This window comes from Streptomyces sp. NPDC102490, assembly GCF_044765285.1.
Lineage (GTDB): Bacteria > Actinomycetota > Actinomycetes > Streptomycetales > Streptomycetaceae > Streptomyces.
The window spans coordinates 71,524-86,018 of the sequence record NZ_JBIWJU010000006.1 but is presented as its reverse complement, the minus strand read 5'-3'; the positions used below and the strand labels follow the sequence as shown (position 1 = coordinate 86,018).

The following is a 14,495-nucleotide window of genomic DNA, read 5'->3' as shown; positions in this document are numbered from 1 at the left end:
TCGGTTCTGTCCAGCGGGTGGGCGATCGGCTGGCCGATCGCCCGGAGCCGGTTAGGCTCGGTCCCGCAGAGCCGCCGCGGTCCTGCGGGACCCGCGCGTCACACCGAAGCGTCACATTGAAGAAGGAGATGCTCGTGCCGTCCATCGACGTCGTCGTAGCCCGGGAAATCCTGGACTCCCGAGGCAACCCCACGGTCGAGGTCGAGGTCGGCCTCGACGACGGCAGCACGGGTCGTGCCGCCGTTCCCTCCGGCGCCTCCACCGGTGCCTTCGAGGCCATCGAACTCCGTGACGGCGACCAGAGCCGTTACCTCGGCAAGGGCGTCGAGAAGGCCGTGCTGGCCGTCATCGAGCAGATCGGCCCGGAGCTGGTCGGCTACGACGCCACCGAGCAGCGCCTGATCGACCAGGCCATGTTCGACCTGGACGCCACCGACAACAAGGGCTCGCTCGGCGCCAACGCCATCCTCGGCGTCTCCCTCGCCGTCGCCCACGCCGCCTCCGAGGCCAGCGACCTGCCGCTCTTCCGCTACCTGGGCGGTCCGAACGCGCACCTGCTGCCGGTGCCGATGATGAACATCCTGAACGGCGGCTCGCACGCCGACTCCAACGTGGACATCCAGGAGTTCATGATCGCCCCGATCGGCGCGGAGTCCTTCTCCGAGGCGCTGCGCTGGGGCGCCGAGGTCTACCACACGCTCAAGAAGGTCCTGAAGAACAAGGGCCTGGCCACCGGCCTGGGCGACGAGGGCGGCTTCGCCCCGAACCTCGGCTCCAACCGCGAGGCCCTCGACCTCATCCTGGAGGCGATCAAGGAGGCCGGCTACACCCCCGGCGAGCAGATCGCCCTCGCGCTCGACGTCGCCGCGTCCGAGTTCTACAAGGACGGCTCCTACTCCTTCGAGGGCAAGACCCGCACGGCCGCCGAGATGACCGAGTACTACGCCGAACTGGTGGACGCGTACCCGCTGGTCTCCATCGAGGACCCGCTGTTCGAGGACGACTGGGACGGCTGGAAGACCATCACCGCCCAGCTCGGCGACAAGGTCCAGCTGGTCGGCGACGACCTGTTCGTCACCAACCCGGAGCGCCTGGCCCGCGGCATCGAGGAGAACTCGGCCAACGCCCTGCTGGTCAAGGTCAACCAGATCGGTTCGCTGACCGAGACCCTGGACGCCGTGGAGCTGGCCCAGCGCAACGGCTTCAAGTGCATGATGTCCCACCGCTCCGGCGAGACCGAGGACGTCACCATCGCCGACCTGGCCGTCGCCACCAACTGCGGCCAGATCAAGACCGGCGCCCCGGCCCGCTCCGAGCGGGTGGCCAAGTACAACCAGCTGCTGCGCATCGAGGAGATCCTCGACGACGCCGCGGTGTACGCCGGCCGCAGCGCGTTCCCCCGCTTCAAGGGCTGACAGCCCGTAGAAGGACAGCGTCGTACGTACGTCCCCGTATCCGGTCCCGTACCGTGTGCGGGGACGTACGCGCGTGCACGGGAGGCGGAGACCAGATGGCCGTGAAGGACCGGGACCGTTTCTCCACCGCGACCAGGATCCGGATCATCGGGGAGCAGACCGCGGCCCGGGTCTACCGCTCGCAGACCAGGCGCCAGGCCCGGCGCTCCCGGCTGACCGGCCGGGCCGCGCTGCTCGCGATGGTGCTCTGCTCGCTCGTCGTGGCGCTCGCCTACCCGATACGGCAGTACGTCGCCCAGCGCGCCGAGATCGCCGATCTCCAGCGGGAGCAGCGGGAGACCCGGCAGCGGGTCGAGGACCTGCGCGACCTCAAGGCACGCTGGCAGGACGACGCCTACGCCGAGCAGCAGGTCCGGCTGCGGCTGCACTACGTGATGCCGGGGGAGACGGGGTTCGTCGTCGTCGACCCGGAGGCGGCCGAGCAGTCCCGTGCCGAGGCCGGCGCCGCCGACCGCCCCTGGTACCGGAACGTGTGGGACGGGGTCGACAAGGCCGACGCCGCCGCCCGCCGGCAGTGAACCCACCACGCCGACCCCGCCGGCCGCTCCGGCACTGACTCAACAGGAAGACCAGCAGAAGACAGTCATGCAGACTCCCCCGCCGACCACCCCGCGCACCGAGCCGACCGACGCGGACGTGGCGGCCTTCAAGCAGCAGCTCGGACGCCCCCCGCGCGGCCTGCGCGCCATCGCGCACCGCTGCCCGTGCGGTCAGCCGGACGTCGTGGAGACGGCGCCGCGGCTGCCCGACGGCACGCCCTTCCCCACGCTGTACTACCTGACGTGCCCGAAGGCGGCCTCCGCCATCGGCACGCTGGAGGCGAACGGCGTGATGAAGGAGATGACCGAGCGCCTGGGCGCCGACCCGGAGCTGGCCGCCGCCTACCGCGCCGCGCACGAGGACTACGTCCGGCGCCGCGACGAGATCGAGGAGCTGACCGGCTTCCCGAGCGCGGGCGGCATGCCGGACCGGGTGAAGTGCCTGCACGTGCTGGTCGCCCACTCGCTGGCCGCCGGTCCCGGCGTCAACCCGCTGGGCGACGAGGCGATCGCGATGCTGCCCGAGTGGTGGCGCAAGGGACCCTGCGTGACCCTCGCCGGCCAGACGTGTCAGGAGGACGCCCAGTGACCCGGGTCGCCGCCGTCGACTGCGGTACGAACTCCATCCGGCTCCTGGTGGCCGACGCGGACCCCGAGACGGGCGAGCTGACCGACCTGGACCGCCGTATGACCATCGTGCGGCTCGGCCAGGACGTCGACCGCACCGGGCGGCTGGCGCCCGAGGCGCTGGAGCGGACCTTCGCCGCCTGCCGGGAGTACGCCGAGGTCGTCGAGGCGCACGGCGTCGAGCGGCTGCGCTTCGTCGCGACCTCCGCCTCCCGCGACGCGGAGAACCGGGACGACTTCGTGCGCGGGGTGCTCGACATCCTGGGCGTCGAGCCGGAGGTCATCTCGGGCGGCCAGGAGGCCGAGTTCTCCTTCACCGGGGCGACCAGGGAGCTGACCGGACGCGCGGACCTCGACCGGCCCTACCTGGTCGTGGACATCGGCGGCGGCTCGACCGAGTTCGTGGTCGGCGACGACCACGTGCGCGCCGCCCGCTCCGTGGACGTCGGCTGCGTCCGGATGACCGAGCGGCACCTGGTGCGCGACGGCGCGGTGACCGACCCGCCGACCGAGGACCAGATCGCGGCCATACGGGCCGACGTCGAGGCGGCCCTGGACCTCGCCGAGCGGTCCGTTCCGCTGCGCGAGGCGCGCACCCTGGTCGGTCTGGCCGGCTCCGTGACGACGGTGTCCGCGATCGCGCAGGAGCTGCCGGAGTACGACTCGGCCGCCATCCACCACTCCCGCGTCTCCCGCGACCGGGTCCGGGAGATCACCGACTGGCTGCTGCGCTCCACCCACGCCGAACGCGCGGCGGTCCCCTCCATGCATCCGGGCCGGGTCGACGTGATCGCGGCCGGGTCCCTGGTCCTGCTGGCGATCATGGAGCGGACGGGCGCGGAGGAGGTCGTCGTGAGCGAGCACGACATCCTCGACGGCATCGCGTGGTCGATCGCGTAGGGCGTGCGCGGGGGTCGGCGCGGTAGCTGTCTGAGCAGCTCGGACGACGATTGAGCGGGTCCCGGGGGTCTCCCGGGGCCCCTCGGTGACGCGCCGTCGGGAAAGTTCGTGAAGTTCTTCACAAGGAATTGGGCCCCGTCGGACGACGAAAGCGCGCGCGTTGACCCTTTTGGGGTTTCAACTGCCCTTTGAACGTGTTCAGGTCGGTGCCGCGAAGGGGTCGTGCGGCGTCCTCGCGGAAGCGTGGTCCACCGTCCTGGAGGCGCGGAGGCGCAGCTCACGCGGCATTGACAACGGGGCGCCATACACGCTGGTTCCGTCGTCCGCCATGATCTCCGTCACGTGGGTGGCGGATGGTAGCACAGCCTCCACCGAACCTTGTGAAGGGGCGCACGATCCACCCCCCTCAGTCGGGTGGATACTCGATGGCATGAGCACCACGGAGCGTCCCAGGATCCTCGTAGTAGGCGGTGGGTACGTAGGCCTGTACGCAGCTCGACGCATCCAGAAGAAGATGCGTTACGGCGAGGCGACCGTCACCGTCGTCGACCCGCGGTCGTACATGACCTACCAGCCCTTCCTCCCCGAAGCCGCCGCCGGCAGCATCTCCCCGCGGCACGTCGTCGTCCCCCTGCGGCGCGTGCTTCCGAAGGCGGAGGTCCTCACCGGCCGGGTCACCACCATCGACCAGGACCGCAAGGTCGCCACGATCGCCCCCCTGGTGGGCGAGGCGTACGAGCTGCCGTTCGACTACCTGGTCGTCGCCATGGGCGCGGTCTCCCGCACCTTCCCGATCCCCGGCCTCGCCGAGCAGGGCATCGGCATGAAGGGCATCGAGGAGTCCATCGGCCTGCGCAACCACGTCCTGGAGCAGCTCGACAAGGCCGACTCCACCACCGACGAGGAGATCCGCCGCAAGGCGCTCACCTTCGTCTTCGTCGGCGGCGGCTTCGCCGGCGCGGAGACCATCGGTGAGGTCGAGGACATGGCCCGCGACGCGGCCAAGTACTACAAGAACGTCTCCCGCGAGGACATGCGCTTCATCCTCGTGGACGCCGCCGACAAGATCCTCCCCGAGGTCGGTCCCAAGCTCGGCCAGTACGGCAAGGAGCACCTCGAGGGCCGCGGCGTCGAGGTCTACCTGTCCACCTCCATGGACTCCTGCGTCGACGGCCACGTGGTGCTCAAGAACGGGCTGGAGGTCGACTCCAGCACCATCGTGTGGACGGCCGGCGTCAAGCCCAACCCGGCGCTGGCCCGCTTCAGTCTGCCGCTTGGTCCCCGCGGTCACGTCGACTGCGAGCCGACCCTCCAGGTCAAGGGCACCGACTACATCTGGGCCGCGGGCGACAACGCCCAGGTGCCGGACCTCGTCGGCCGCAAGGCGGGCAACGAGAACGCCTGGTGCCCGCCGAACGCCCAGCACGCGCTGCGCCAGGCCAAGGTCCTCGGCGACAACGTGATCTCCGGTATGCGGGGCTTCCCGCAGAAGGACTACAGCCACGCCAACAAGGGCGCGGTGGCGGGCCTCGGCCTGCACAAGGGCGTCGCGATGATCGTCATGGGCAAGATGAAGATCAAGCTCAAGGGCCGTCTCGCCTGGTACATGCACCGCGGCTACCACGGCATGGCGATGCCGACCTTCAACCGCAAGATCCGCGTCTTCGCGGACTGGACGCTCGGCATGTTCCTCAAGCGCGAGGTCGTCTCCCTCGGCGCGATGGAGACCCCGCGCGAGGAGTTCTACGAGGCCGCCAAGCCGGCCCCCAAGCCCGTCGCGGCGAAGGCCGCCGACCAGGGCGAGAAGGCCGCGCAGCAGGAGAAGACCGAGGCCAAGGCCTCCTGACCCCCGGTCGCTCCCGGCCGTAGCAGTCCTCAGCAGTACCCCTCGAAGGGGCCGTCCGCCATCCGTGGTGCGGGCGGCCCCTTCGTGCTGTGCGCGGGCTGCGCCACCCGGGCGACAAAGCCGTTGGTGTGTACAGCTATTTTGCCGAGTCGTAACGCGCGCCGGGGACTGTACGGCGGCCTCGCAGGTGTTTACGTGGTGTTGGACATTCCGGGATCGCTCGTCACGGAGGACGCCATGGCTGACGCCGCGCTGCGGCTGCAGAACCTCTTCGAACAGTTGCTGGGAGCACCTCTCCCGGTGCGCATCCGCGCCTGGGACGGTTCGCAGGCGGGTCCGCCGGGCGCGCCGACCCTCGTCGTCCGCAACCGCAGGGCGCTGCGCCGTCTGCTGTTCAAACCGGGTGAACTGGGCCTGGCCCGCGCCTGGGTGGCCGGTGACATCGACATCGACGGCGACCTCTACACCGCCCTCGGCCTGATGTCCGGCCTCATCTGGGAGCGCGGCGAGGACGCCCGCGGCCTGGCCGAGGCGCTGCGCGACCCCGAGGTCCGGGCCGCCGTGCGCGGCCTGGTGCGGCTCGCCGGGCCGCCGCTGCCGCCCGCCCCGCCGCCGGAGGAGGTCCGCCGGGCCCGCGGCCACCTGCACACCAAGCGCACCGACAGACGGGCCATCAGCCACCACTACGACGTCGGCAACGACTTCTACGAACTCGTCCTCGGCCCCTCCATGGTGTACTCCTGCGCCTACTGGCCCGCCCCGCCCGCCGAGGGCGGCACCCTGGAGGACGCCCAGCGCGACAAGCTCGAACTGGTCAGCCGCAAGCTGGACCTGAGCCCCGGCCAGCGGCTCCTCGACGTCGGCTGCGGCTGGGGCTCCATGGCGATCCACGCGGCCCGCGAGCACGGGGTGAGCGTGGTCGGCGTGACCCTGTCCCAGGAGCAGGCCGCCTACGCCCGCAAGCGCGTCGCCGACGAGGGGCTCACCGACCGGGTGGAGATCCGCGTCCAGGACTACCGGGACGTCGCGGACGGGCCGTACGACGCCATCTCCTCCATCGGCATGGCCGAGCACGTCGGCGCCGAGCGCTACCTGGAGTACGCCACCGACCTGCACAGGCTGCTCAAGCCCGGCGGCCGGCTGCTGAACCACCAGATCGCCCGCCGCCCCCAGCGGGACGAGTCCGCCTACAGCGTCGACGCGTTCATCGACGCCTACGTCTTCCCCGACGGCGAACTGGCCCCCGTCGGCACCACCGTCACCCAGCTGGAGCGCGCCGGGTTCGAGGTGCGCGACGTGGAGTCGATCCGCGAGCACTACGCGCTCACGCTGCGCCGCTGGGTCACCAACCTGGAGTCCGAGTGGGCGACGGCCACCCGGCTCGTCAGTCCGGGGCGCGCCCGGGTCTGGCAGCTGTACATGGCCGCCTCCGCGCTCGCTTTCGAGCGCAACCGCATCGGCGTCAACCAGGTCCTCGCCGTGAAGACGCCCGACTCGGGCGCCTCCGGGATGCCGTTGCGGGCCCGGGTGTGGGGCGCGCCCGGCCGGGCCTGATCCGCGCACGACCCGAAGGGCCGGGCCCCCGTGCGGGGAGCCCGGCCCTTCGGGTCGTGCGGGGGACGAGGTCACTCGGCCTTGATCGCGTTCAGCATGTTCAGCCGGGCGGCGTTGCGGGCCGGCCACATGGCGGCCAGGACGCCCACCAGACCGGCCAGCACCACGAAGATCCCGATCCGGTCCCAGGGCAGGACCAGCGCGTAGCCCGGGATCTCCTCGGCGACGGTCTCGCCGATCGCCCAGCCGAGGAAGGTGCCGAGCCCGATGCCGACCACCGCGCCGAACACCGAGATGACGACGGCCTCCAGCCGGACCATCCGCTTCACCCGGCGCCGGTCCAGACCGATCGCGCGCAGCATGCCGATCTCCTGCTGCCGTTCGAAGACGGACATCGCGAGGGTGTTGACGACGCCGAGCACCGCGATGATCAGGGCCATCGCCAGCAGTCCGTACATGATGTTCAGCAGGGTGTTGATGGCGCCGCCGAACTCGTCGCGGATGTCCTGCCGGTCCATGACGGTGATCGCGGGGTTGTCGCCGAGCGCGTCGACGAGGACCTTCTCGTTCGCCGCGGACTGGCCGCCGTCGACCTTCACGAAGATCTGCTGGATGGACGGCTTCGCCTCGTGCCCGTCCATGATCTTCCGGTCGACGAGGACGGGGGAGAGGAACTCGCTGTCCTTGTAGACGGCGCCGACCGTCAGCGTGGCCTTCCGGTCGTCGTCGAAGGTGACGGGGACGGTGTCGCCCGTCTTCCAGCCCCGGCTCTCGGCGGTCTTCTCGGCGACCGCGATCCGGCCCTGGGCGAGCGAGCCGGCGTCGCCGCTGACGACGTCGACGGTCAGGACCTTCTCGATGTCGCCCGGCGTGACCGCCGAGACGGACACGAAGTCGCCGTCGGCCCGGAAGTAGGCGTCCTGCTGCGGTGACACGGCGGACACGCCCTCGGCCTTCTCCAGGGCCGTCAACGCGGACGCGTCGAGGTCGCCTCCATTGGCCATCGAGACCATGTAGTCGGCCTTGATGTTGTCCGTGGTCATCTTGTCGATGGCGGTGCCGACCGTGACGCCGAGCACCGACAGGCCGGTCACCAGCGTCAGCCCGATCGCCAGCGCCGAAGCGGTGGCGCCGGTGCGGCGCGGGTTGCGGACCGCGTTCTGGCCGGCCAGCTTGCCCGCCACCCCGAAAGGCCCGACGAGCAGCGGGCGGACGAGCGCGATCACGGGCCGGGACAGCAGCGGGATCAGGATGATCACGCCGATCAGGGCGAGGAACGCGCCCGCGCCGATGTAGATCCGGCCGTCGTCGCCGCCGGTCGAGGCGCCCGCCACGATGCCTGCCGCACCGAGGGCGGTGACGGCCGCGCCGATGGAGTTGCGCAGCACCAGCGACTTGGTGGTGGCCACCGCGTGGACGCTGTTCATGGCCGCCACCGGCGGGATCTTCGCGGCCCGGCGGCCGGGCAGCCAGGCGGCGAACACCGTGATCAGCACGCCCACCGCGAACGCCGCGACCACCGGCGTGGCCGACAGCACCAGCGGGCCGTCCGGCATCTTCATGTCGGCCGCGGCCATGCCGGAGCGCAGTCCGACGGCCAGGGCGACGCCGAGGGCGAAGCCGACCGCGGAGGCCACCAGGCCCACCAGCGCGGCCTCGGCGAGCACCGAGCGGGTGACCTGCCTGCGGGACGCGCCGACGGCGCGCATCAGGGCGATCTCCTTGGTGCGCTGGGCGACCAGCATCGTGAACGTGTTGGAGATCAGGAAGATGCCGACGAACAGCGCGATGCCGGCGAAGCCGAGCAGGACCTGCTTGAGGTTGCCCAGGCCCTGTTCGATCTGGTCGGCTTGCTCGTCGGCGAGCGCCTGGCCGGTCTGGGCCTCGGCGGTGTCCGGCAGCAGCGGCTCGACCGCGGCCAAAATCTTGGCGTCGTCGGCGCCGGGGGCCGCGGTGACGGTGGCGTCCTCGAAGTAGCCCGGTGCGAGGTACTGCTTCTGGGCGACGGCGGTGTCGAAGAGGACGAGGCTGCCGCCGGCGTTGACGGCGCCGTCCTCGGTGGTGAACACACCGCTGAGGGTGTACTCCTTCACCGGGCCGTTGGTCGCCACGCGCACCCGGTCGCCGACCTGGTACTCGCCCTTGGCGGCGGACTCCTTGTCCAGGGCGATCTGGTCGTCCTTCACCGGGCCCGAGCCGTCGGTGAACGTGTAGGCGGTGTCCTTGCCGTCCTTGCCGGGGGCGAAGTTGGAGCCCTTGTTGGACCAGCCGACGCCGATCAGCTTCCCGTCGGGGTCGGCGACGCCGGCGAAGCCCTCCACGCGGCCGTACACCCCGGCGACGCCGTCCACGGCGGAGATCCGGTCGAGGACCTTGCCGGAGAGGCCGGGCTCCTCCTTGGGGTTGTCCGGGTCGGCGTGCGAGCTGACGGCGACGGCGACGTCGTCGTAGCTCTTCGCCGACTGGTTGCGGAAGGCGTTGGAGAGGGTGTCGGCGAAGACCAGGGTGCCCGACACGAACGCCACGCCGAGCATCACGGCGAGCACGGTCATCAACAGCCTGGCCTTGTGCGCGAAGACATTGCGCAAGGCGGTACGGAACATGGGTCTTCTCTGTCCAGACGTACGGGGGTACGGGGTGGGGGGAGCGGACGGGGGACGTCAGCTGGTGCGGCCCTTGGCGTCGAACCGCTTCATGCGGTCCAGCACCGAGTCGGCCGTCGGTCCGTACACCTCGTCGACGATGCGTCCGTCCGCGAGGAAGACCACCCGGTCCGCGTAGGAGGCGGCCACCGGGTCGTGCGTCACCATCACCACGGTCTGGCCCAGCTCCCGCACCGAGTTGCGCAGGAAGCCCAGCACCTCGGCGCCGGACCGGGAGTCGAGGTTGCCGGTCGGCTCGTCACCGAAGATGATCTCCGGCCGGGAGGCCAGCGCCCGCGCCACCGCGACGCGCTGCTGCTGCCCGCCGGAGAGCTGGGCGGGGCGGTGCCCGAGGCGTCCGGACAGCCCGATCATCTGGATCACGGAGTCCAGCCACTGCTTGTCGGGCTTGCGGCCCGCGATGTCCATCGGAAGGGTGATGTTCTCCAGCGCGGTGAGCGTCGGCAGCAGGTTGAACGCCTGGAAGATGAAGCCGATCTTGTCCCGGCGCAGCTTGGTCAGCTGCTTGTCCTTGAGCGACCCCAGCTCGGTCTCGCCGATGCACACCGAGCCGGACGAGAAGGTGTCCAGGCCCGCGACGCAGTGCATCAGCGTGGACTTGCCGGAGCCGGAGGGGCCCATGATCGCGGTGAGCTCGGCCTGCCGGAAGTCGATGGAGACGCGGTCCAGGGCGACCACCTGGGTCTCGCCCTGGCCGTAGATCTTGGAAAGCTCCGTGGCGCGTGCGGCCACGGCGGTGGACCGGTCGGCGATGGGTGCGGTGGTCACGGGAAGGGTGCTCCTGTCGGTACGGCGTGTGCGGTCGGCACGGCGTGCGGTCGGCACGGTGTGCTCGGGGACTTCCTCCATCGTCCCGGCCGTACGGCGCCGTGTAGTCAGCCGCTGTTCCGGTTCCGGGGGGCGACTTCGGTCGGACGGGGCGGCCCGGTGTCATACCTGCGGATGAGGGCCGGCCCCGAGGGAACGCGCCGTCGCGCCGCCGTCGAGCCCGGGGAGCGGGGTGGTGCGGGGCGGCGCGAGAACAGGGCGGGCGCCCTTGTCGTGACGGTGAAATCCCGTCATTCCGCATGCGGCGCGGACCGTCGCACGCAAGGCTGTTGGCATGTGCTGATGGCCTGACCCGGCATCTGATGGACCCTCAGGCATCAATAAAATAAGACAACATCGGTCGTCCCGCCCAAGGCCCGGGAGGTGCGTCCCGATAGGCTCATGGCGCGCTACGCGGAGCCCATGGCCTGCCCGGATGGTGGAATGCAGACACGGCGAGCTTAAACCTCGCTGCCCCTTCGAGGGCGTGCCGGTTCAAGTCCGGCTCCGGGCACAACGCTCATCCGGTCAGCTCGGCCCGCCACTCCCGCGGCCACTGTCCCGGTGGTGGCGGAGCGCCGTTGATGCCGAGGTCGTCGCGCGCGCTCGCGTAGAAGGAGTCCCGGGCCTCACTCGCCAGCCGATGGGCCCTGGTCCACATCTCCTCGTCGACCGGCCCATCCCGTATGAGCAGCTCGATGGTCCAGATCGTCTCGTGCCAGCGCCGGGCCGCCGTGATCGTCGCCGCGTCCCCGACGAGCAGGACCGATTCCCACTCCGTCGCGCGGTGGGACTCCGCGTCGGCGAGCAGGGGCATGCCCTCGGCCGGCTCCAGGGGATCGGACACGTCGGAGAACCCGAGGGCGGCGCCGATGCGCTGAGCGATGCGCAGCTGTGCCTTGAGGGTGCGGGCAATTGATCCCCGTTCGGCGTCCGCCCCTCTCAGGCCGGAGCGACCGTTGACAGCGGAGCCCGGGGGGTCGAAACTCAGCGCAGCAATCAGTGAAGGAAATTTCACCACGCGAACATCCGCCGTGTTCGAGCAAGGCAACGACGCCGATCGAAGGGAACGACCGATGCGCACCACCGTCGGCATCATCGGGGCAGGCCCCGCCGGGCTGCTGCTCGCCCGGCTGCTCCACAACGCCGGGATCGACTCGGTCGTCCTGGAGAGCCGCGACCGTGCCTACGTCGAGCGCAGGCAGCGCGCCGGGATCCTGGAGCAGGGCACGGTGGACGTGCTGCGCGATGCGGGGGCCGGGGAGCGGATGGACCGCGAGGGGCTGCGCCACGACGGCATCGAGCTGCGGTTCGCCCGGCGCCGTCACCGCGTCGACTTCCCCGCGCTCACCGGCGGCAGGTCCGTCATGGTCTACGCCCAGACCGAGGTCTGCAAGGACCTCATCGCCCTCCAGCTCGCGCAGGGCGGCCCGCTGCTGTTCGAGGCGGAGGCGCTGGCGGTGGAGGGCGCCGAGACGGACCGGCCGCGCGTCCGCTTCCGCCACCAGGGCGCCGAGGACGTCCTGGAGTGCGACTACGTCGTCGGCTGCGACGGCTCCTGGGGGGTCGCCCGGGCGGCCGTCCCGGACGGGCGGACCTTCGAACGGACGTACCCCTTCGGCTGGCTCGGCATCCTCGCCGACGTCGCCCCCTCGCACGACGAGCTGGTCTACGCCCGCCACGAGCGGGGCTTCGCCCTGCTGTCCATGCGCTCCCCCTCCGTCTCCCGCCTCTACCTCCAGGTCCCCGCGGACACGGACGCCGACCGCTGGAGCGACGAGCGGATCTGGGACGAGCTGGAGCGCCGCTTCGAGACCGACGACGACTGGAGCCTGCGGCGGGGCCCCGTCACCCAGAAGTCGGTCACGCCGATGCGCTCCCACGTCCACGAGCCCATGCGGCACGGCCGCCTCTTCCTGGCCGGGGACGCCGCGCACATCGTGCCGCCCACCGGCGCCAAGGGCCTCAACCTCGCCGTCGGCGACGTGGTCACCTTCGCGCGGGCGCTGGCCCACCGCACCGCGACCGGCTCCGACGCGCTGCTCGACGCCTATTCCGCGACCTGCCTGCGCCGCGTCTGGCAGGCCGAGCGGTTCTCGTACGACATGACGACGCTGCTGCACACCGCCCCGGACGCCACCCCCTTCGACGACCGGCTGCAGCTGGCCCGCCTCGACCGGATCGCCTCCTCCCGCGCCGCCGAGACCGACCTGGCCGAGGCGTACACCGGGTTCCCGATCGGGTGAGCGCCCCCCGGTTGCCGCGCCGGGGCCCGGCCGTGAGGGGAATCACTGATCGGCGTAGCGTGTTGATGCGCAGGGCGAGGGAAAGATCCTCCCCAAGCAGTAGGGTCATTCCTTTGCCGTTCTATTACTCTTGAGCCAAGGCTGCGTCGTGTGGCCATGGAGGAGTGAAATGAGGAGCAGAAACCCGGTCTTCTCGCGACGGGGGTTCAGCCGCGACAACGGCTACGCGGGCTTCAACGCCGCGCCGCAGGCCGGGGGACCCGCCGTCGCCACGCAGGCCAACCCGTACGCGCAGGGCACCCAGGGCAACCCGTACGCCCAGCCGCCCGCCGACAACCCGTACGCGCAGAACCCGTACGCCCAGCAGGACCTTCAGTACGGCACGCCGCCGCAGGCGCCCGCCACCACCGGCCGGATGACGATGGACGACGTCGTCATCCGTACGGCGAGCACGCTCGGCGTGCTCGTGGTGACGGCCGCGCTCGCGTGGGCGCTGCTGCCGGTGGACGACGCCAACATCAACCGCTCGTACGGCATCGGTATCGGTGCCGCGCTGATCGGCATGGTCCTGGCGCTCGTCCAGTCCTTCAAGCGCAAGCCCACCCCGGCGCTGATCCTGCTCTACGCGGCGTTCGAGGGTGTCTTCCTCGGCGTCGTCTCCAGCGTCGTCGACAACCGCATCGCGGACGGTGCGGCCATGCAGGCCGTGATCGGCACGATGGCGGTCTTCGCCGGTGTGCTGATCGCCTACAAGGCGGGCTGGATCCGCGTCAACCGGCGCTTCTACGGCTTCGTGATGGCCGCCGCGCTCGGCTTCGTCATCCTGATGATGGTGAACCTGCTGTTCGCCGTCTTCGGCGGCGGCGACGGCCTCGGCTTCCGCAGCGGCGCGCTCGGCGTCGTCTTCGGCATCGTCGGCATCATCCTCGGCGCCTGCTTCCTCGCCCTCGACTTCAAGCAGGTCGAGGACGGGCTCGCCTACGGCGCGCCACGCGAGGAGGCCTGGTTCGCCGCGTTCGGCCTCACGCTGACGCTGGTCTGGATCTACCTGGAGTTCCTGCGCTTGATCGCGATCTTGAACAGCAACGACTAGTCGGCGACGACCGGTCCGAGCAGGACGACCAGTGAAGGGCCCCGGGCTTCGTGCCCGGGGCCCTTCGTCGTCGGGTGGGCCGACGCCCGCTCACAGCAGCCTGCGTGCGGCCCTTCTCAGGTCGTACTCGTGGACGATCGCCTTCGCGTGGCCGTACGCGAGGTTGTGTTCGTGGCGGAGCCAGCTGACCTTCTCCTCGAAGCGGAAGAGGGCGGGGCCGTCCTCGACGGCGCGCAGCCAGTCGGAGATCTCACGGCCGGTGCACTGGGGGATACGGGCGAGCAGATTGCGATGGGTCTCCTCGGAGAAGACTTGGGACATCGGCGCCTCCGGGCGAAAGGGGATGTAAGCCGGTCCTTCAGGTCACCGTGCCTGAGGGTTCGCCCGTTGGCAACAGTCCCGGACGGCCGCGTACGCTCGCGCCGTGGTTGATACGACGCCTTTGACCCGTGCCGTGGACGACTTCGCCGACCGGCTGCGCGCCGCCCCGCAGAGCAGGCTGCAACGCGGCGCCGCCGCCGAGGCGCTGGAGCTGGCCAGGGAGTTGGCCCGGCGCGCCCAGCGGGTGGAGGAACCCGGGGCCGAGCCCCGCGAGATGCCGGACGCCGGCATGTTCGCCGCCGCCGACCAGATCGCCGTCGCCGCACACGACCTGGCCCTCGTACTGGAGGACGAGGGCCAGGTGGAAGAGGCGGCGGCGCTGGTGGAGGAGGCCCGCAAACGGGCCGGGGTCTGACGCGGCCGA

General features: G+C 70.9%; 13 protein-coding genes and 1 tRNA gene. 10 read left to right on the top strand and 4 right to left on the bottom strand.

The window, feature by feature from the left end:
* The first annotated feature begins 134 nt into the window (after positions 1 to 134).
* From eno to ACIRGB_RS14715, 6 genes are all read left to right on the top strand, one after another.
* Positions 135 to 1,415 (top strand): phosphopyruvate hydratase, encoded by a 1,281-nt coding sequence (eno, locus tag ACIRGB_RS14740; RefSeq protein ID WP_403863676.1) that lies wholly within the window; start codon positions 135 to 137, stop codon positions 1,413 to 1,415.
* 95 nt (positions 1,416 to 1,510) lie between these two features.
* Positions 1,511 to 1,993 carry a cell division protein DivIC gene (divIC, locus tag ACIRGB_RS14735; RefSeq protein WP_403863673.1) on the top strand — a complete coding sequence of 161 codons (483 nt, stop codon included), beginning with the start codon at positions 1,511 to 1,513 and terminating at the stop codon, positions 1,991 to 1,993.
* A 67-nt stretch (positions 1,994 to 2,060) separates the two neighbouring features.
* The gene (locus tag ACIRGB_RS14730) at positions 2,061 to 2,603 is read left to right on the top strand and encodes a DUF501 domain-containing protein (protein ID WP_403863670.1); all 543 of its coding nucleotides are present in this window, start codon (positions 2,061 to 2,063) and stop codon (positions 2,601 to 2,603) included.
* Positions 2,600 to 3,541 (top strand): exopolyphosphatase, encoded by a 942-nt coding sequence (locus ACIRGB_RS14725; RefSeq protein WP_403863667.1) that lies wholly within the window; start codon positions 2,600 to 2,602, stop codon positions 3,539 to 3,541. Before ACIRGB_RS14730 ends, ACIRGB_RS14725 begins: the two co-directional genes overlap by 4 nt.
* Positions 3,542 to 3,971: 430 nt before the next feature.
* On the top strand, positions 3,972 to 5,387 hold the full coding sequence (locus tag ACIRGB_RS14720; RefSeq protein ID WP_403863664.1) for an NAD(P)/FAD-dependent oxidoreductase: 1,416 nt from the start codon (positions 3,972 to 3,974) through the stop codon (positions 5,385 to 5,387).
* 237 nt (positions 5,388 to 5,624) lie between these two features.
* Positions 5,625 to 6,941 (top strand): class I SAM-dependent methyltransferase, encoded by a 1,317-nt coding sequence (locus tag ACIRGB_RS14715; protein WP_403863661.1) that lies wholly within the window; start codon positions 5,625 to 5,627, stop codon positions 6,939 to 6,941.
* A 71-nt stretch (positions 6,942 to 7,012) separates the two neighbouring features.
* Here the strand turns inward: ACIRGB_RS14715 and ACIRGB_RS14710 are convergent, their stop codons facing one another.
* Positions 7,013 to 9,544 carry an ABC transporter permease gene (locus tag ACIRGB_RS14710; protein WP_403863658.1) on the bottom strand — a complete coding sequence of 844 codons (2,532 nt, stop codon included), beginning with the start codon at positions 9,542 to 9,544 and terminating at the stop codon, positions 7,013 to 7,015.
* Positions 9,545 to 9,601: 57 nt separating this feature from the next.
* Positions 9,602 to 10,372, bottom strand: coding sequence for an ABC transporter ATP-binding protein (locus ACIRGB_RS14705; RefSeq protein ID WP_403863655.1), 771 nt, complete (start codon positions 10,370 to 10,372; stop codon positions 9,602 to 9,604).
* 469 nt (positions 10,373 to 10,841) lie between these two features.
* Between ACIRGB_RS14705 and ACIRGB_RS14700 the strand changes: the two genes are divergently transcribed.
* Positions 10,842 to 10,925 (top strand) — tRNA-Leu (locus ACIRGB_RS14700).
* Between the two features lie 6 nt (positions 10,926 to 10,931).
* Here the strand turns inward: ACIRGB_RS14700 and ACIRGB_RS14695 are convergent.
* Positions 10,932 to 11,258 carry a hypothetical protein gene (locus ACIRGB_RS14695; RefSeq protein ID WP_403863652.1) on the bottom strand — a complete coding sequence of 109 codons (327 nt, stop codon included), beginning with the start codon at positions 11,256 to 11,258 and terminating at the stop codon, positions 10,932 to 10,934.
* Between the two features lie 229 nt (positions 11,259 to 11,487).
* Here ACIRGB_RS14695 and ACIRGB_RS14690 point away from each other — a divergent pair, with 229 nt between their 5' ends.
* Both ACIRGB_RS14690 and ACIRGB_RS14685 read left to right on the top strand, forming a co-directional pair.
* A complete protein-coding gene (locus ACIRGB_RS14690; RefSeq protein ID WP_403863649.1) occupies positions 11,488 to 12,657 on the top strand; it encodes a 4-hydroxybenzoate 3-monooxygenase in 1,170 nt (389 codons plus the stop codon).
* A 169-nt stretch (positions 12,658 to 12,826) separates the two neighbouring features.
* Positions 12,827 to 13,750: a Bax inhibitor-1/YccA family protein gene (locus tag ACIRGB_RS14685; protein WP_403863646.1), complete on the top strand. Its 924-nt coding sequence runs from the start codon at positions 12,827 to 12,829 to the stop codon at positions 13,748 to 13,750.
* 90 nt (positions 13,751 to 13,840) lie between these two features.
* On the opposite strand, the gene ACIRGB_RS14680 is transcribed toward ACIRGB_RS14685, so the two are convergent.
* Positions 13,841 to 14,071 carry a DUF4287 domain-containing protein gene (locus ACIRGB_RS14680; RefSeq protein WP_115742493.1) on the bottom strand — a complete coding sequence of 77 codons (231 nt, stop codon included), beginning with the start codon at positions 14,069 to 14,071 and terminating at the stop codon, positions 13,841 to 13,843.
* Positions 14,072 to 14,174: 103 nt separating this feature from the next.
* Here ACIRGB_RS14680 and ACIRGB_RS14675 point away from each other — a divergent pair, with 103 nt between their 5' ends.
* Positions 14,175 to 14,486, top strand: a complete 312-nt coding sequence (locus ACIRGB_RS14675) for a hypothetical protein (protein WP_403863643.1) — start codon at positions 14,175 to 14,177, stop codon at positions 14,484 to 14,486.
* The last annotated feature ends 9 nt before the right edge of the window (positions 14,487 to 14,495 follow it).